The following is an 18,256-nucleotide window of genomic DNA, read 5'->3' on the forward strand; positions in this document are numbered from 1 at the left end:
TGTTGCGGCTAATTTTGGTGCCTTGGCCGGTCGAAACCGGCCAGGCCCACGACTTTATTCCTTAGTGTCCGCCCGGATGCACTGCGTCGTTGAGGTACATGCAAGTCAGCACCGCAAAGACATAGGCCTGGAGGAAGGACACGAGGAATTCGAGACCCGTAAGGGCCACGGTCATGATGAGCGGAAGGATCGCACCACCGATGCCCAGCGCGCCGAGGGTTCCGAGCGAGGCGACGAAGCCTGCGAACACTTTCAGCGTGATGTGGCCGGCCAGCATGTTCGCAAAGAGACGAACCGAAAGGCTGATCGGACGGGACAGGAAGGAGATCACTTCGATTGCAATAACCAAAGGCAGAAGGATACCGGGTACGCCAGAGGGCACGAACACATTGAGGAAGCCAAGGCCGTGCTTATAGAAACCGTAGACCAGAACAGTGCCGATGACGAAGAGCGCAAGCGCAAAGGTCACGACGATCTGGCTGGTAACTGTGAAAAAGTAGGGAACCATGCCGAGCATGTTTGCTGTCAGAATGAACATGAACAGCGAGAACACCATCGGGAAGAATTTCATGCCGTGGGAGCCAGCGCCTTCGCGCAGCATCGAGGCGATGAACTCATAGGAAATCTCGGAGACGGACTGCATGCGGCCGGGAACCAGGCTGCGCGTCGACGTCGTGAAGTAGAGGAATGCCGTGGCAACGGCCAGCGTTGCCACCATGAACAGCGATGCATTGGTGAAAGAGAAATCAATACCGCCAATTTCGATCGGAATGATCTTGTTGACCACAAACTGGTGTACCGGATCTACCTTATCGCCTGCCACAGCTGCTCTCTCTCGTTACAAACCGCCAAGGGCGGATATTTCAACCTGCGACAACAGCGCGTTTACGCGTCGTCACTCTTGTTCTTGATGCCCTTGCCCAGCTGATCCGCGGGATGAGGCGTTGCTACCATGCCCGCCGAACGCAAGACGTTCAGCACACCGGCACAAAAACCAAGCAGGAGAAGTATGATCATCCCCCACGGCCCTGTACCCGCAAAATGGTCCAAAAGATAGCCCAGAAGTGCACCGACAATGATGGCCGCCACAAATTCGCTCGAAAGCTTCACGGCGACCCGATAGCCCCTGCGGTTCTCGGCGGCCCGCGCCTCGTCCGCAACATATTTCGGATCTTCCTTGCGCTTTTCAGACAACTCGGAACCGAGGCGTTTCAGCCGATCTTCCAGACCCTCTTTCCGGTTATCCGTCATGTGGCGTCCTCCCTTTTGCTGCCCGTCACGGTGATAAACCATGAGCTCGGTCACACAAAGGCCGGATTTGAAGCCACCGCTCGGCCCGTTCTGAAGTCGGCCGCAACATAGTTTTAGGGGCCTGCATAGTCAAGGCACCTACAGCCCTTGTTAGGGAACAATATTATTCAATAAAAACATTGCCTTACGGGATCGAAGCGAAGGCTTAGCCGGATTCGCGGGGAATCACTTGGAGCTTTGCCGGACCATCACAGGAATGAGTCCGCCCGACCGCTGCCAATATACAAGCTATCAGCTCCATCCGCCGCCATAGGTGCGGTAGAAGATGTGCTTACCGATCTTGGAGACCCGCTTCATCGTTGGACCCCAGTCAGGCTTCACATACGTCGCATGATAGTGCGTCGCAGAACCGACTTCGGGGAACCAGATCTTGCCGGCGGTTACCGCAAGGGCAATTTCCTTGGCCGTCGCCCAAGCGGAGCGCGACCAGACGATATCGGGAATCCGGTCGCAGGCAAACGAGAACTGGCACCGGTTGTACCAACCCTTGTTCTGATAAACGACACCGCAGATCGTCGATGGATAGGCGGGATTGCGGACGCGGTTGAGAATGACCTGGGCGACGGCCGCCTGGCCTTTCAGCGTTTCACCGCGCGATTCGAAATAGATGCCCGATGTCAGGCATTTCTGTTCCGCCTCAGAAAAAACGGTGGCAGGCAGCGGATTGGCGGCCCAGGCATGATCTTCAGGCGCGATATCGGGAATGAAGCGGCCACCGGTGTTGTTTTCCCGCAGGATCGAATCGAACGGCGACTGGCGAGAGTAGTCAGGCTCCGCCGGCGCGTAGGCCGTGGCCAGGATATCGGCCGACTGGTTGGTCACCAGGCTGGCCAGCATCGGCGACATGCCGGGATCAATCTTCGGTGCCTTCTTCTTGTAGAAGGCCGTGGCGATCTTGATTTCCTTGCCCTTGATCTCGGATTTGGAAAAGACCATCCGGTCCTCGGCGTCGAACAAAGGGTCGGTCAACGAGCTGGTGCGCTGCAGGATAGAGCCTGCGGTAAAATCCTTCGGCGGCGTCACCGGCGCCACGGCGATGATGCGGCCCTTCTTGTCCTTGCGATTGACCCGGTCTTCGTCCGTGCGCGGATCGGCCTGTTTCTGCTCGGCGGTCAGAGAGACCTTGCCACCGCCCGGCATGTCGATCCCCGCCCCGTCGCCGATCGCGCCGGTGATGACCGGATCGTTGAAGACCATCTCGACCTCGTGCAGCGAGCCTGCCGGCGAGCGGGTCATGTGCATGCGCCAGCGTTCGCCGCTGCGATTGATACCGGAGAGGAAGGTGGCGAGATCGGAATGGGCGGACACAGAGGGAAAGCCGACGAAGAGACCGATGCCAAGCATCAAGGGGGCAGTCCAGCGCGCAGACGGCAAACCGGACGGGAAACGCAACACTTTACTCTTACGCACCAACCGTACTCCACGCACTGACAGACGCGGGTCTCCATCCGGCAGAAATACCCGGACCGTCTTTCCCCGCGAAAGTGAATCGGACAAGCGATGACGTCGCGCTCAATCGCGCGTTTACCGCTTCAACTGTCATGACAATGAAGCATTAACCTTGATGGTTGGTTAATAAGACCTGCCCGGAATGCGGGGTCTGGAACGCAATACGCCTCCCGGCCATAGGCGCAGGAAGCGTTTTGGTGGCTTGTCCTCGATCAGATGATGACGTGCGAGCCCAGTTCCACCACGCGATTGGTCGGCAGGCGGAAATAGTCGGATGGGTCGATGGCGGCATTGGCAAGGCCGATGAACAGCCTGTCCTGCCAGTGCGGCATACCCGATTGCGCATCCGGCACCAGCTTGCGCCGTCCCAGATAGAACGAGGTCGACATGATGTCGAACTTCAACCCGGTCTTGCGGAACAGGCCGAGCGCCTGCGAGACGTTCTGGGTTTCCATGTAGCCGAAGCGCATTTCCAGCAGGCTGAAGCGCTCCGACAGGCTGCTCGCGGTGACACGCTGGTCCTTGGGCACGATAGGCGTATTCAACGTGCGGATCGTCAGGATGAAGTTCTGCGCGTGGAGCACGTGGTTGTGCTTGATATTGTGTAAGAGCGCTGCCGGCGTCGATTCGGGATCGCTGGTCAGGAAGATCGCCGTTCCCGGCACCGAGACGGGCGCATGTTCGCTCTTGCGCTCGATCGATTTGACGAAGGAGGCGAGCGGGATATCGGTATGCCGCGTCTTGTCATGCAGGATCTTGGTGCCGCGCCGCCATGTCCACATGATGATGATGATGGCGGCCGCGATCAGCACCGGCACATAGCCACCGTCATGGATCTTCAGCATGTTGGCGCCGAAGAAGATCATTTCCAACATGAGAAGCGGCAGCAGGGTGCCAATCGCCAGATAGAGCGGCCACCGCCAGCGCACCCGGACGAACTCATAGGCCAGGAACGTATCGACGACCATCGCGCCGGTGACGGAAATACCGTAGGCGGTCGCCAGCGATTCAGACGAGCCGAAGACGAAGACCAGCAGCATGACGCCGAACATCAACAGCATGTTGACGTTGGGAAGATAAATCTGGCCAGTCTGAGTTTCGGATGTGTGGAAGATCGCCATGCGCGGCAGGAAGCCGAGATGGATCGCCTGGCGGGTCAGCGAGAAGGCGCCGGTGATGACGGCCTGGGCGGCGATGATCGTGGCGCAGGTGGCGAGAATGACGACCGGCAGCAGCGCCCATTCCGGAAACATCAGGTAGAACGGGTCGGACATCGCTTCCGGATGTTTCAGAACCAGAGCGCCCTGCCCCAGATAGTTCAGTGCCAGTGCCGGAAAGACGAGGCCGATCCACGCCCACTGGATGGGCTTGCGGCCGAAATGACCAAGGTCGGCGTAAAGCGCCTCGGCACCGGTGACCGTCAGGAACACCGCGCCGAGCACAACAATGCCGACGTAGCCGGCGTGAATCAAGAAATGAACGGCATAATAGGGATTGAACGCGGCCAGGATGCCGTAGTCATCGGTGATGTGGCTGACGCCGGCGACGGCCAGAACAATGAACCACAGAGCCATGATCGGGCCGAAGAATTTCGACACCGCCGCCGTGCCGCGCGATTGCACGGCAAAGAGCAGGAGCAGGATGACCACCGAGATCGGCACCACATAGGGCGACAGCGCCGGCGTCACCAGTTTCAGGCCTTCGACCGCCGAGAGTACGGACAGGGCGGGCGCGATGATCGCATCGCCGATGAACAGGGCGGCACCTGCGATGCCGAGGAAGAACAGCCGGTTGGCGCGCTTGCTGGAATATTTCATCAAGAGCGCGAGCAGCGACAGCGTGCCGCCTTCGCCGTTGTTGTCGGCGCGCAGCAGGAACAGCACGTATTTCAGGGTGACGATGATGGTCAGCGTCCAGATCATCAGCGAGATCAGGCCGATGATCTCCAGACGGGTCACGCCATCAGCGGAAACCGGGCGCAGGGCTTCGCGAAATGCGTAAAGCGGGCTGGTGCCGATATCGCCATAGACAACGCCGATCGAACCAAGGGACAGAGCCAGAAGCTTCCGTATTTCCTTGTCGCGCGTCCCGGGTTTAGCTGCAGAATGAGACATCTGAATATTTCGGGCTCTCAGAGCCAGCCTTTCCAGCGAAAGAAGTAGTAGGGGACGATGGCCGAAATCACCATGCCGATCACGGCCATGGGATAACCGAACGCCCATTTCAGTTCGGGCATGAAGTCGAAGTTCATGCCGTAGAGCGAAGCGACGAGGGTCGGCGGCAGAAAGACGACCGCTGCGATCGAGAAAATCTTGATGATGGCGTTCTGTTCGACGTTGATCAGCCCAAGGGATGCATCCAAGAGGAAAGTGATGTTTCCCGAAATGAAAGAGGCATGCTCCGACAGCGACTGGATATCGCGCGAAATTGTCCGACAGAGCTCCTTGGTTTCCTTGTTCTCCTGAACCGCCGGGACGGTATAGAGAAATGTCAGGACGCGAGAGAGCGAAGCCAAGCTGTCACGGGTCTTGGCCACCAACCGGTGATGCGACGCCACGTCCATCAGCTTGGCTTCGAGATAATGCGGCGGCCGGCGCTTGCCGACGGGCCGATCCCCGAATACCTGCAACGACAAACCATCGATCCGGGCAACGGCGATCTCGAGGATTTCCGCGGTGCGATCGACGATGGTCTCAAACAGCCGCGTCACCAGAACTGTTCCGGTGGAACAACCGCCAGGAATGCGGTGCATCGCAGCCGTGAACAGATCGAAGGCTTTGGGTTCATCATAGCGGATGGTGATCACCATGCCGCGGGCGAGAACGAAGGCCACATCCGCCAGTTCTGGATGCCCGCTTTCGGCCTTGCAGACGAGCGAGGCGGTCATGAACACTGCGTCCTTCGCCGTATAAAGACGGCTGGAGGGCTCGATGTCCTTCAGGTCGTCGCGGGTCGGCACATCGATGCCGAGGAACCCCTCAACCAGAAGATCTTCGGCCTTGTCCGGACGCAGCATGTCGATCCAGACCACATCGGACGGCAGGGACGTGGGAGGCTGCACCGCGCTGATAACCACGGCTTGCCCATTGTCACGATAGGCAGTGATCATGCTGCGGACCTTGTGCGGGCGCCACCGGCGCAGACGCAGGCTATCACCGCATCGCGGTGGCGACGGACGGTAGCAGGAGCCGGACTATGGCGAACCGGAACCGGCCGGCCGTATAACATCAAAGCTGCGCGCGGCAGATCCATATGGAAACTCTCGTCGTTTACGACAAACCCTCAAACGGTCATCACAGTCATGCGGAGCCCGACGGAGGGCAGCACCGCTGGTGCAGCCTTGCGGATGCGGGGAGGCATATGGAACAAGGCACGCTCAAAATCAATGCAGAAAGTGGCAAAGCGCCACAATGTCGCCCAAAGACTTAACGACGCTCGCCGCCCGAATGTCAACAGCCGCCCTTTTCGGGTCGGGTTTTCCGCAGCCGGCGCGGCAGACATCAGGGGCCGGCTGGTTTCTTCGGCGGGTTACTCGAACACGATGTTCGGCATGGCCCGGGCCTTGTCGCCCTGATGCGCTCCGACCTGCTCCCAGACCTTCCTGGCGATCTCGCGATAGACGCGGGCGATCTCGCTGTCGGGCTCCGACGCGACAACGGGTGTGCCCGCATCGGACGTCTCGCGGATGCCCATGGTCAAAGGCACTTCGCCGAGGAACGGCACGCCGATCCGCTCGGCCTCCTTGCGGGCGCCGCCATGGCCAAAGATATCATAGCGATTGCCGGTATCAGGCGCGATGAAATAGCTCATGTTCTCGACGATGCCGAGCACCGGCACCTCGACCTTGCGGAACATCGCCAATCCCTTGCGGGCATCGATCAAGGCCAGGTCCTGCGGCGTCGAGACGATGACCGCACCGGCCAGCGGCACCTGCTGGGCCATGGTCAGCTGCGCGTCGCCGGTCCCTGGCGGCATATCGACAACCAGCACATCGAGATCGCCCCAGGCGACTTCGCGCAGCATCTGCAGGAGCGCCGACTGGATCATTGGGCCGCGCCAGATCATCGCCACTTCCTCATCAACGAGGAACCCCATCGACATGACCTTGATGCCGTAATTTTCCATCGGCCGGATCATCCGGCCTTCGATCTGCTGCGGCCGGCCAGAAATCTTCAACAGGCGCGGCATCGACGGGCCGTAGATATCGGCATCGAGGATGCCGACGCGCAGGCCATTTGCCTTCAGCGCCAGGGCAAGGTTGACCGAGGTTGTCGACTTGCCGACGCCGCCCTTGCCCGACGCAACCGCAATGATCGCGCCGACACCCGGAATACCGGCTTTCGCCGCAGCCGTGGGTGTCCGCGGCGCGGCGGAAGCTGGTGCGTGACTGTGGCCGGCGTGGGAATGGCCCGGCTGGGAAGGTGCGGCGGCAGGACGCTGGACCGGCGCGGAAGACGAGGCGCCCTTCTTGTCGGCGGTCAGCGCCACCATGGCGCCCTTGACGCCCGGGATATCCTTGACCACGCGCTCTGCTGCGGCACGCAGGGGATCGAGTTCGCGGGCGCGCTCAGCCGGCACTGTAATTGAGAAATAGACTTTGGAATCGGAAATGAAGACATCCGAGACCAGACCCATATCGACGATATTGCCGTCCATATCCGGTCCGCGAACGCCCCTGAGCTTGTCGAGAACCTGTTCCTTGGTCACGTCGGTCATGTCATTCACTTCCTGCCGCCAGCGCGGCTGGTTTGCCCTGCTGTCTCGTCCATGCGTTATGCACTGCCATTCATACCAGTCGCGATAATAGGAGCCCATAAAACGGACCTCTATCATCGAGACTGGGTATTAGATAATCGAGCCGACGTGTTTCGCCAATGCGGCCGCGCAGAAAAACCGGCGCAAAAGCAAAGGCCGCTCTCTGCCTGATGGTGTCCGTACATCCGGGATCACCAGTGGCTGAAAGCGGCCTTGCCTGTCGCGACCTTCTTGGGCGCAGTCCTTATTATAGTCCCCTCTGGACATGCCTTTTACAAAGCAGGAACCGTGCCAGTTTGGGAAAGCCGTTGAAAACCGGCGTTTGGCGATCGGCGCCAGTGCGACGCAACATCAAATCCGGCTAGTTATTGTGCAGTTGCGTTGCACAGCTTGCGGCATTGCCGGATTTTGCGACAAGGACGTTGGCAGAAGGGCGCCGGCAGGCGGCGCCCTTGTTCTTGCTCAAAATTCGTCCCAGCCGTCATTGGCCGGTGCAGCAGCGGCGCCGCCATGTCCCTGGAACGCACCGGCAAGTTTTTGGCCGAGCGAGCGGGCGGGCGACTGGACAGCCGGTGTCGTCACCGAGGCCGGCCGGATGCCCGGCTTTGACAGGGAGGAACTGCGGACGGGAGCGGCGGGTGCCCGGTGCGATCCAGTATCGGCCGCAGCACGGTGCATGCTCGTCTGTGACACCTCGCCAAGCTGGAAATTCGACAGCAGCGTTGTCAGCGCCGAGGCTTCGGCGGCAAGCGTGTGGCTGGCAGCGGTCGATTCCTCGACCATGGCCGCATTCTGCTGCGTGCCCTGATCCATGACGTTGACGGCGCGGTTGATGTCGTTGAGGCCGATCGACTGTTCGCGGGCCGCCTCGACGATCGAGGAGACACGCAGGTTGATTTCATCGACCTCGTGGACGATCACTTCCAGCGCCTTGCCGGCCTGGCCGACCAGTTCGACGCCGGTCTTGACCTGCTGACCGGATTTCGAAATCAAAGCCTTGATTTCCTTGGCCGCATTGGCCGAACGCTGGGCGAGTTCACGCACTTCCTGGGCAACGACGGCAAAGCCCTTGCCTGCATCGCCGGCACGCGCGGCTTCGACACCGGCGTTCAGCGCCAGCAGATTGGTCTGGAAGGCGATTTCGTCGATGACGCCGATGATGCTCGAGATTTCCTGCGACGACGTTTCAATCTGGCCGACGGCATCGATGGCGCTCTTGACGACGGCGCTTGATGTCTGTGCACCCGATTTTGCCTTGGCGACCAGCTGGCCTGCCTCTTCGGCACGCACAGTCGAGTCGCGCACCGAGGCGGTGATCTGGTCGAGCGCTGCGGCCGTTTCCTCGACGGAGGCAGCCTGCTGTTCGGTGCGCTTGGCCAGATCATCGGCCGAGGAGCGGATTTCGGCCGAGCCGGCCTGAATGCCGAGTGCATTGTTGCCGACCGATTGCAGGGTCTGCTGCAGGGTGCTCATCGAACTGTTGAAGTCTACACGCAGTGCATCGAGCGAGCCGATGAACGGCGTCATCAGGCGGAACGTCACGTCGCCATCGGCCAGCCGCTGCAGGCCCGTGCCGAGTTCAGTGACGGCAAAGCGCATCTGGCGCTCGTTTTCCTGCGTCTCTGCGGCGCGGCGCTGGCGTTCTTCCTCGCTGAGCGTGCGGGTTTCAGCGGCTTCGGTCTCAAGACGCTGCTTGGCGATTGTCGCGTCACGCAGAATGGCAAGTGACCGGGCCATGTCGCCGATCTCGTCGTTGCGCTCGGCATCGGCAATGGCGATGCCGGTATTGCCCCGGGCGATTTCGCCGGTTGCATTGACGATGGCTTCAAGGCGGCGGCGGAAGCGGTTGGAGATCAAGACGCCAAGCAGCACCAGCAGAACGGAGGCGACACCGATAATGATGACGGAAATCCAGGCCATGCGCGTCAGATAGGCAAAGACTGTCGATTTCGGAACAGAGACGATCGCGTACCAGGCGGTATCCGGCAACAACTGCACGGGGACGGCCACGGAAAGGAAATCCGTTCCATCCTCGCCGACGACCTCGACCGGCTTTCCCGGGTTTTCAATCATCTTTTGCCATGCGGCGGCATCGACGCTGCTATCCTTGAACGCCTTGCCGAGATTGTCGGCGTTGACGTGACTGAGGAAATGTCCGCCTTGCGAGACGAGAGCGACATTGCCATCGCCGAGCGGCTTCATGTCGGCCAGTTTCGATGTCAGGCTGTCGAGCGCGATATCGATACCGGTAACGCCGAGTGGCTTGCCATCGACGGTGACGGGACCGACCAGCGTGGTCATCATCACATCCTTGCCGTCGACCGCATATTTATAGGGCTCGATCACCACCATCTTCTGTGCCTTGAAAGGCAGCTGATAGTAATCGCCCGGCCCAGGCTTGTCGTAGTCCGTGAGCGGCGTCACATCGATCTTGCCACCCGAACGCACCCAGTAGGGGACATAGCGACCGGTAGCGTCATGTCCCGGCTTGTTGACATAGTCTGCATCCTTGCCGTCGAAGGCGTTCGGCTCCCATCCGCTCCAGACACCGAGCGCGAAAGGACTGTCCTCGAGAGCCTTTCGCATCATTGCATCGGCGGAGGTACGATTTGCCGCCCCGGATGTCTCAAGCGCTGAAAAAACGCTCTGGAAGGTCGCGACGAGCTGCAGTCCTTGCGACATCTGCGCCTTCAGATCGGCGGCCGTCAGGGCGGCTGCGGCGTTCATTTCATCGACGCTGCGGCGTTTGACTTCGGAATAGGAGATCCAGAACAGGGTGCCCGCAGTCACCACCGTGGCAAAGAGCCCGGTCGCCACAACGGAGAATATATTACGGGAGGTCGCAGTCTTGAACAGCATCTCGTATCCTCGCAAGCGCGACGGCAACGGGCGAATGCCTCACGTGTTGCTACGTCACATGAATATCATTTTTGGAAAAAGGTGCGGAGGATAGCATTCATGCGGCAGTACAATGCGCCTTTCCAGACGAACGATGCCGGCAATGTAAAAAGCGTTTCACGATCCCTCCCCGATGATGATCGAAGACAGGAGTGTTTACGCACCCTCCCAGTGAAATCATTTCACCGGTAGTAAAGGTGCGCTGCAAATCTTAATGTTCATCTAAAATGCCAGCAATAATCGCAATCGCTGCTTAATTCTTCACCGGCAGCCGAAGAACTGCACTCAGCTAATGTAGCCTTTCTTCATGGCCTTGACGACAGCTTGCGTGCGGTTGACCGCATCCAGCTTCTTGCTGACATGATTGAGGTAATGATTGACCGTGTGCTCGGACAGGCCAAGTATCCCGGCGATCTCCGAACTTGTCTTGCCCGCGGCGGTCCAATTGAGACATTGGATTTCACGCTCCGACAGGGCGACGGGGGCGCCCTTCCAAAACGAGCCGATTTCCGTCAGGCGATTGTAGATGTGAATTGCGATCATCTGCAGTTCCATCATCGCAGACATCGCCAGATCGGCGCGTTTTCCCATCCAGACGACGGTGGCCCGGCTGCCATCGGCATCATGAACAGGGAAATAGTTGGCCTGGAAAATACCGTGTTCACGCAGCATGGCGATATAGTCGTTCGTCTGGGGAGACCGGCCGCTTTCCTTTTCCCAATCCTCGACCGTCAACTGGAAGGGCGTTGTGGTTTCCCGCAACCGGCGGATACCGGTCGACTGCTTGAGCAGGGAGATACTGTCGTATTTGTTGACGAGATCTGCCGGGATATTGGACAGGATCGAAGCGCTTGCGAGTTTTTCTGTATCGAAGGAAGGAACCATGCAGATCAGAAACGTCTTGAAACCGAATGCCTGCGTCGTCTTCTTCATGTAGCGGATCGCGTCGAACTGCGTTTCCAGTCCAGCGATTTCCGACGCGAAATCGCCACCCCGCGGCAGCTCTTTTTCAACCGTTTCTGACATTAAAGTATCGCGCATTCACAAACTCCACCGCACTGGCACGTGCGTTGCCGGGCAAGCTGGCCCCCGTTTTGGCGGTATTGCATCCTGGGCATCATGCCGGCTTCCTGCTCGCATTCATAAACATTTCTCAACTGATCAGCCCGGCACGTATCGCCTTTGCCACGGTCTGCACACGATTGACGGAATCGAGTTTGCGCGTCGCGCGGCTAAGGTAGTGATTGACGGTGTATTCTGAAAGATCCAGAATTTTCGCCATTTCGATGGTGGTCTTGCCGGCCGCGGCCCAATGCAGACATTCGATTTCGCGGCGCGACAGCACGACAGGACCCCGGTTGCGCATTTCCTTCATCTCGCTCAACCGGCTGAACAGATATCCAGCCATGAACGTCAACTCCTTCAACTCGCCAGAACTGACGGCCTCGCGATTGCCGCCGAAGGCGACAGCGCCACGGGTTCCCTGCACATCGTGGACCGGAATATAGACGCCGCGCTTCAGGTTGACGCGCTCGAACAGGTTCAGCACCGCGTTGCCCTTGCCATCCGAACGGCGGCGGGAATCCTGCGCTGTATCATAAGTAAACGGCACCGTGCTGCGCCGCAGGCGCTCGATAACCGGACTGCCGGCCATCATGCTGGCGGCATCATAGGCCGCGATAAAATCCTGCGGCCAGTTTGTCATAACAACCGATTCAGACAGGCTGCCGCATGTTTTTCCCGGCACGACCATCACCAGGAAACCCTGGAACCCATAAGCGCGCGAAACCTGCTCCAATGCTTGGCGAACGTCCGATGCCCGTGTCATAGCCTCGACCATCCGCGGATTGGCGGAAAGCGCTATGGGCGATAGATGACCGCTGAAATCGACCATTCTCTACTTCTTCCGGGCTCACAACTATTTTGGTTCGACGTTTGCGAGAGCCTCTTTCGCCGCCTCCCAAAAGGCATTCCGTTACCGATTGGACCCTGGCAAGGCCCATTTCGAAAGATGAAATCGAACATCGGCAGGCACAGAATCTGATCTGCTGAAGCTATAGACCCGTTCTCCCCGCGTCCAGTCGATTTGCCTAAATAACCGAAACGGACTTACCAAAGTCTATCGCCCCGGCCCCAGCCGAACGTCCACGTCCTCACTGATGGCCATCGCAGCCTGACGCACCGGGCCGGCCCAGATTTCCAACTGCTCCATCGTCACCCGGTAGGCCGGTCCTGTCACAGATATACCAGCGACGAGATCAAACCCGGCATCATGGATTGGTGCTGCAACACAGCGGATGTCTGCTTCATGTTCTTCACGATCAAAGGCATATCCCCGCAACCGCGCGTCGTCCAGATCGCGCACCAAAGAGGCGACCGAAAGATGTGTATTGGCCGTAAAGCGGTGGAATTCCAGCTTTCCCAGCACATCGCCGAGCCTGGCCACAGGTAAAACGGAGAGCGCCGCCTTACCAAGCCCCGTACAATACACGGGCGATGCATTGCCGATCTGCGATTGCATCCGCACCGTCTGGCGGCTTTCCACCTTGTCGACATAGATGATTTCGGTACCGCGCAACACGCCGAGATGAACCGTCTCGCCGGTTTCTTCATGCAGCCTGCGCAGATGTGGCGCTGCAACGGCGCGGAACTGGTTCTTCGACCAGGACCTGTAGGCAAATTTCAACAGGCGCAGGCCAGGCTCGTAGCAGAGATCGCGCCCCTGCGTCAGCAGCCCCTCTTCGACGAGATGGGAGAGCTGCCTGTGCAGGGTGCCGCGCGGCTGGCCGGACAAAGCCAGAATATCGCTGAACCGCAGCGGCTGGTCGGCTGTCACGACTGTCTCCAGCACGGAAAGAACCTTGCCCAGCGTGCCCGTCCCGCTATTGTGCGCAGAAGCGGACGAAGAAATATCCGGTCGATCCCGTTCCATCATGCCTGTCCAATTGCCGCACGCCATTTGCCGAACGCCGGGGGCTTCGACCTTGACAAGCCAACACCTCCAGCGTGATAATTCCAAATAGTAAGAGACAGTTCCAAATAATGGAACAGCAAAGATAGAAAAGCAAGCTGGCTTCACATGGCTTGCATCCGGGAGAGCACACCAGCATGGCCTTTCCAGCCGCGCAATTTCACGACCTCAAAGGGCGTGGCGTCCTGATCACCGGCGGTGGATCGGGCATCGGGGCCGTTCTTGTCGAGGGCTTTGCCCGGCAGGGCGCACGTGTCGCCTTTATCGACATTGCGGAGGCCGATAGCTTGGCGCTGGTGGCACGGCTTGCGCCCGTTGTCGATCACGCCCCGATTTTCATTCAGGCAGATCTGCGCGACATTGCGGCGATAAAATCTGCCGTTGATCAGGCCGCCGATGCGATTGGCTCTCTCAGCGTTCTTATCAACAATGCCGCACGCGACGACCGTCAACCGCTTGAGGACGTGACCGAAGCGAGCTGGGACGAGAGCCAGGCGGTCAATCTGCGCCATGTCTTCTTTGCCTGCCAGGCCGCCGCCCCGCACATGCAACGGGCCGGTGGCGGCTCGATCATCAATTTTTCGTCGATCGCTTTCATGCTCAACATGGGTGAGATACCAGCGTACGCGACCGCCAAGGCCGGTATCGTCGGCCTGACCAAATCGCTGGCCGGCAAGCTCGGCCCGGACAATATCCGCGTCAATGCGGTGCTACCGGGCATGGTGGTGACCGAACGGCAGAAAAAACTCTGGGTCAGCGATGCCGCGATTGCCGGCATGATCGAAAAACAATGCCTGAAGCACATGCTCATTGCAGACGACATGGTTGGCCCCTGCCTCTATCTCGCCTCCGACTGTTCGGCGCGGATGACAGCGCAGGCCATGATCATCGACGGAGGAATATTCTGATGACGGCAGCATCCTATGCGGCAGTGGACTGGGGAACCTCGAGTTTCCGCCTGTGGGTCATCAGCGAAAGCGGGGAGATCCTTGCCGAACGCCGCAGCGGCGAAGGCATGACGACAGCCACCAAGACCGGCTTTTCCGCCATCCTCGAATCCCATCTTGCTGCTGTTGCAGCACCTCCGCATCTGCCGGTGATTGTCTGCGGCATGGCGGGTGCCCGTCAGGGCTGGGTCGAGGCAGGCTATCTCGATACGCCGGCTCCGCTCAGCGCCATCGTCAAGGCGGCCGTCACCGTGCCCGACACCAACCGGGATATCCGCATCCTGCCCGGCCTTGCCCAGCGCAACGAAGACGCGCCCGATGTGATCCGCGGCGAGGAAACCCAGCTGCTCGGCGCCATATCGCAACTCGGCAATGGCAGTCATCTGATCTGCATGCCGGGCACGCACAGCAAGTGGGTGCGCGTCACCGGCGGCATCGTCGATGGTTTTTCGACCTTCATGACCGGCGAACTGTTCGACGTCATCGCCAAGCACTCGATCCTCAGCCATGCCCTTGCCGATGCCGGCGCCTTTGCCAATGATGACCCGGCTTTTCTCGGTGCGGTTGCCAAGGCCGTCAAAACTCCAGCCCTTGCCACCAATCTGGTCTTTACGGTGCGCAGCGGCCAGTTGCTGCATGGGCTGTCTGCCAATGATGCCAAGGCCCGGCTGTCCGGAACCCTGATCGGCCTCGAAATTGCCGGCGCGCTGGCCACGGCAAAGCCCGGAAGCAGCGTTTGCCTCGTTGCGTCCGGAGCGCTTGCCGGTCTTTATCAATCGGCCCTGTCAGCGCTCGACCTTACTCCCGTTACCGTCGATGCCGATGCCGCCGTTCGCCAGGGTCTCGCCGCCGCCGCCAACGCCATCTGGCCTGCCTGAAGCCACTCGCCTATTCAAAGAAAGAACAGTCATGACCCGCATCCCTTTCCCGCCGATGAAATATCCGCTGATCGCCATCCTGCGTGGTCTGAAGCCGGAGGAAACCCAGGGCGTGGTCGGCGCACTGCTCGAAGCCGGGTTTACCGCCATCGAGATCCCGCTCAATTCGCCTGATCCCTTCCGTTCGATCGAGATTGCCGTGAAGATGGCGCCCGCCAACTGCCTGATCGGCGCCGGGACTGTGTTGACCACCGAGCAGGTGGAAAAGCTCGACGGCGTCGGGGGCAAGCTGATGGTCAGCCCGAATGTCGAGACAGACGTGATCGCGCTTGCGGCCGCCCGTGGCATGGTCACCATGCCCGGCGTGCTCACCCCCACCGAAGCGCTGGCCGCCGCCCATGCCGGCGCAACGGGTCTGAAATTCTTTCCCGCCAGCGTGCTTGGCCCGGCCGGCATCGCGGCCATCCGGACCATCCTGCCGCCAGACCTGGAAATCGCCGCCGTCGGCGGCGTTTCCGACACCAATTTCGGCGATTATGCCAAGATCGGCATCAAGAGCTTCGGCCTCGGTTCCAGCCTGTACAAGGCCGGCATGAGCGCTGCCGAGGTCGCCGAGCGGGCGCAGGTGACCATCAAGGCTTATGACGCAGTGTACGGGGCATGAGCATGAGCGAAACAATTCCCTTTTCCGGCAGGATCCTCAGCGACCTGACACTCGAACTCGGCGAAGGCCCGGCCTTCGATCCGGCCACCGGCACCGCCTGGTGGTTCAATATCAAGGGCCGCGAGCTGCATGAACTGCATCTGGAAAGCGGCCGGAAAACCCTGCATGTCCTGCCCTTCATGGGTAGCGTGCTCGCCGTCATCGATCCGCTGAGGCAGCTGATCGCGTCGGATCGCGGCCTGTTCATCCGTGATACCAAAACCGGGGAGCTGACCGCCTACGCAGCGCTGGAAAGCAATCCGGGCAACCGCTCCAATGACGGCCGCGTGCATCCGTCCGGCAGCCTTTGGGTCAGCACCATGGGCCGCAAGGCCGAAAAGGAAGCCGGCGCGATCTATCACGTCGCCAAGGGCGTGGTGACACGGCTTTACGGTGGCGTCAGCATTCCGAACGGCATCTGCTTTTCGCCGGATGGCAGCATCGGCTATTTCGTCGATTCCGCCATCAATCATATCATGCGGGTCGATCTCGATACGGCCACAGGCCTGCCGACCGGTGAGGCAACGGTATTCAGCGACCAGAGCGGCAATCCCGGCGATGTCGACGGCTCGGTCTGCGACGCCGACGGGCTGATCTGGAATGCCCGCTGGGGCCAGGGTGCCGTCGATGTCTACACGCCGGACGGTACGCGGATTGCCCGCCACGCCGTGCCCGCCACCCAGTCCAGTTGCCCCGCGTTTATCGGCGCCAAGGCAGACCGGCTACTGGTAACTTCCGCCTGGCAGGACATGGATGACGCGGCCCGTAAAGCCGATCCGAATGCAGGCAAGACGTTTGAGCTCGGTATTACCGTCAAAGGCCGTTTCGAACCGGTTTATCAGCTCTGAAGGCTGGGGGAGGCTGCACAAAAGCCAAAACTGACAGACGAATGAAAAGCCGGGTTCAATGCCCGGCTTTGCCATTCCGTAATTTATCGCCCCGCAAGTTCGCGCGGCTACGCATCAGCTATTCGCCACGGCGGGTCTTTTCTGTTCGCGCCGGCAAAATACAGCACTATCCGGTTGCCGCCAGGATCGAACAGCTCAGCCTCCCGCCAAAGCCAGCTCTTGTCTTCCGGCGGACCAGAGAACGTGATTCCGGATTGCGCCAGACGACGCACCGTTTCATCCAGATCGTCGCACTCAAAGTAGACAGTTGTTCCGCTGCCGGTGTTTGCGCCCTGATGCAGGGAAAACGTGCTGTCACTGTCCGGGCAGGAAAAGCGGACATAGTGCGGCCGTGCATCGACGATCGGCTTTAGCCCAAGCGCACGATAAAAGTGCCAACTTTTGTCGAGATCCGGCATCGTCACCGTCACCTGGTTCAAACGCATCGCCCAAATCCTTATCTGTTTTTGCCTGCGGGCAGCTTCCGTCACTCGCTTATAAAACGAAAAGTTCCCTCTCCAATTGCATAATTTTTTACGGAACCACTCCTAGCCTACCACGTTGTGTCTGCATCACCGGTGCGGCGGCAAGATTTTGCATGCCGCGCTTTGATCGACAAAAAGAACGAAAAGGTAGGTTCACAATGACCAAGAAACTCGTGACTTCCGTCGCTGCAGGTGCACTTTTTGCAGGCGTAACCATCTTCGCACCAATGGGCTTTGCTCAGGAAACCACCCAGCCTTCGGCACAGCCGCAGACCATGGAAACGCCGATGACCGGCGAACAGCCTGCCGACGCTATGAAGAAGCCGATGGACCAAGCAGCCGCAACTGCGCCTGCGTCTGGCGCCGGTTACCTGACCGAACAGGGCGCCGACCAGATCGCCGCCAGCACCTATATCGGCCAGTCCGTTTACAATGCTTCGGATGAAAGCATTGGCGAGATCAACGACGTGATCTTTACCAAGGACGGCTCGGTTGAAGCGGCTGTCATCGGCGTCGGCGGCTTCCTCGGTATCGGCGAAAAGAACGTTGCCGTTCCGCTCGATACGATCGCCGTCGCCGATGTGCCGAATTCCGACGACCTGAAGCTGACCACGGCGGAAACCGCCGATACGCTGAAGGCCGCACCGGAATTCAAAACCAAGTCGCAGCAGGTTGCGGAAAAGAATGCCAATGCCCCGGTCGATACGACAACCACGTCGGCCACGAGCCCAGCGACCCCGGCAACGGAAGTCAAGCCGGCTCAGTAATCTGCGGCAGGACAGCAACAGGCTGAACAGTTATATTACATTGCGAAGGCGCTACCGCGAGGTGGCGCCTTTTGCTGTTGCAATTGTTTGGCGATTGTTGGGCTGACGAAAGTGACCTCTCCAGCCTCCGTCTTCCTCGCCCTTGTGGCGGGATTCAGCGACCCGACTTCCGTCGGATCGAAAGACTGTTTTCACCCACAGGAAT

General features: G+C 59.7%; 16 protein-coding genes. 5 read left to right on the plus strand and 11 right to left on the minus strand.

What is annotated here, in order from left to right:
• Window positions 1–61 precede the first annotated feature (61 nt).
• The 10 genes from ACP7E0_RS12165 to ACP7E0_RS12210 form a co-directional block, all read right to left on the minus strand.
• Window positions 62–823 (minus strand): F0F1 ATP synthase subunit A, encoded by a 762-nt coding sequence (locus tag ACP7E0_RS12165; protein ID WP_426125166.1) that lies wholly within the window; start codon window positions 821–823, stop codon window positions 62–64.
• Between the two features lie 62 nt (window positions 824–885).
• Window positions 886–1,251, minus strand: a complete 366-nt coding sequence (locus tag ACP7E0_RS12170; RefSeq protein WP_426125168.1) for an AtpZ/AtpI family protein — start codon at window positions 1,249–1,251, stop codon at window positions 886–888.
• A gap of 291 nt (window positions 1,252–1,542) precedes the next feature.
• Window positions 1,543–2,721 carry a cell wall hydrolase gene (locus ACP7E0_RS12175; RefSeq protein WP_426125170.1) on the minus strand — a complete coding sequence of 393 codons (1,179 nt, stop codon included), beginning with the start codon at window positions 2,719–2,721 and terminating at the stop codon, window positions 1,543–1,545.
• A gap of 251 nt (window positions 2,722–2,972) precedes the next feature.
• Window positions 2,973–4,874: a potassium transporter Kup gene (locus tag ACP7E0_RS12180; RefSeq protein WP_426125172.1), complete on the minus strand. Its 1,902-nt coding sequence runs from the start codon at window positions 4,872–4,874 to the stop codon at window positions 2,973–2,975.
• 17 nt (window positions 4,875–4,891) lie between these two features.
• The gene (locus ACP7E0_RS12185; RefSeq protein ID WP_426125174.1) at window positions 4,892–5,869 is read right to left on the minus strand and encodes a magnesium transporter CorA family protein; all 978 of its coding nucleotides are present in this window, start codon (window positions 5,867–5,869) and stop codon (window positions 4,892–4,894) included.
• 419 nt (window positions 5,870–6,288) lie between these two features.
• Window positions 6,289–7,476 (minus strand): iron-sulfur cluster carrier protein ApbC, encoded by a 1,188-nt coding sequence (gene apbC, locus ACP7E0_RS12190; RefSeq protein WP_426125176.1) that lies wholly within the window; start codon window positions 7,474–7,476, stop codon window positions 6,289–6,291.
• Window positions 7,477–7,977: 501 nt separating this feature from the next.
• Entirely contained in the window at window positions 7,978–10,374 is a 2,397-nt protein-coding gene (locus ACP7E0_RS12195; protein ID WP_426125178.1) for a methyl-accepting chemotaxis protein, read from the minus strand.
• A 324-nt stretch (window positions 10,375–10,698) separates the two neighbouring features.
• A complete protein-coding gene (locus ACP7E0_RS12200; RefSeq protein WP_426125180.1) occupies window positions 10,699–11,454 on the minus strand; it encodes a helix-turn-helix transcriptional regulator in 756 nt (251 codons plus the stop codon).
• A 112-nt stretch (window positions 11,455–11,566) separates the two neighbouring features.
• Complete coding sequence (locus tag ACP7E0_RS12205; protein WP_426125183.1) at window positions 11,567–12,307, minus strand: helix-turn-helix transcriptional regulator; 741 nt, start codon at window positions 12,305–12,307, stop codon at window positions 11,567–11,569.
• Between the two features lie 225 nt (window positions 12,308–12,532).
• A complete protein-coding gene (locus ACP7E0_RS12210) occupies window positions 12,533–13,348 on the minus strand; it encodes an IclR family transcriptional regulator (protein WP_426125185.1) in 816 nt (271 codons plus the stop codon).
• Window positions 13,349–13,521: 173 nt separating this feature from the next.
• Between ACP7E0_RS12210 and ACP7E0_RS12215 the strand changes: the two genes are divergently transcribed.
• Genes ACP7E0_RS12215 through ACP7E0_RS12230 form a run of 4 tightly spaced genes read left to right on the plus strand, consistent with a single transcriptional unit; the run spans window position 13,522 to window position 16,760 of the window.
• Window positions 13,522–14,292 carry an SDR family NAD(P)-dependent oxidoreductase gene (locus tag ACP7E0_RS12215; RefSeq protein ID WP_426125187.1) on the plus strand — a complete coding sequence of 257 codons (771 nt, stop codon included), beginning with the start codon at window positions 13,522–13,524 and terminating at the stop codon, window positions 14,290–14,292.
• Complete coding sequence (locus ACP7E0_RS12220; RefSeq protein ID WP_426125189.1) at window positions 14,292–15,209, plus strand: 2-dehydro-3-deoxygalactonokinase; 918 nt, start codon at window positions 14,292–14,294, stop codon at window positions 15,207–15,209. Before ACP7E0_RS12215 ends, ACP7E0_RS12220 begins: the two co-directional genes overlap by 1 nt.
• A 31-nt stretch (window positions 15,210–15,240) precedes the next feature.
• Window positions 15,241–15,873, plus strand: coding sequence for a 2-dehydro-3-deoxy-6-phosphogalactonate aldolase (locus tag ACP7E0_RS12225; RefSeq protein WP_426125191.1), 633 nt, complete (start codon window positions 15,241–15,243; stop codon window positions 15,871–15,873).
• A 2-nt stretch (window positions 15,874–15,875) separates the two neighbouring features.
• Window positions 15,876–16,760, plus strand: a complete 885-nt coding sequence (locus ACP7E0_RS12230; RefSeq protein ID WP_426125193.1) for an SMP-30/gluconolactonase/LRE family protein — start codon at window positions 15,876–15,878, stop codon at window positions 16,758–16,760.
• Between the two features lie 107 nt (window positions 16,761–16,867).
• Here ACP7E0_RS12230 and ACP7E0_RS12235 read toward each other — a convergent pair whose 3' ends face one another.
• On the minus strand, window positions 16,868–17,245 hold the full coding sequence (locus ACP7E0_RS12235) for a VOC family protein (RefSeq protein WP_426125195.1): 378 nt from the start codon (window positions 17,243–17,245) through the stop codon (window positions 16,868–16,870).
• Window positions 17,246–17,442: 197 nt separating this feature from the next.
• Here ACP7E0_RS12235 and ACP7E0_RS12240 point away from each other — a divergent pair, with 197 nt between their 5' ends.
• The gene (locus ACP7E0_RS12240) at window positions 17,443–18,051 is read left to right on the plus strand and encodes a PRC-barrel domain-containing protein (RefSeq protein WP_426125197.1); all 609 of its coding nucleotides are present in this window, start codon (window positions 17,443–17,445) and stop codon (window positions 18,049–18,051) included.
• The last annotated feature ends 205 nt before the right edge of the window (window positions 18,052–18,256 follow it).

This window comes from Pararhizobium sp. PWRC1-1, from assembly GCF_049897905.1.
In the GTDB taxonomy this organism is placed as follows: Bacteria; Pseudomonadota; Alphaproteobacteria; order Rhizobiales; family Rhizobiaceae; genus Pararhizobium.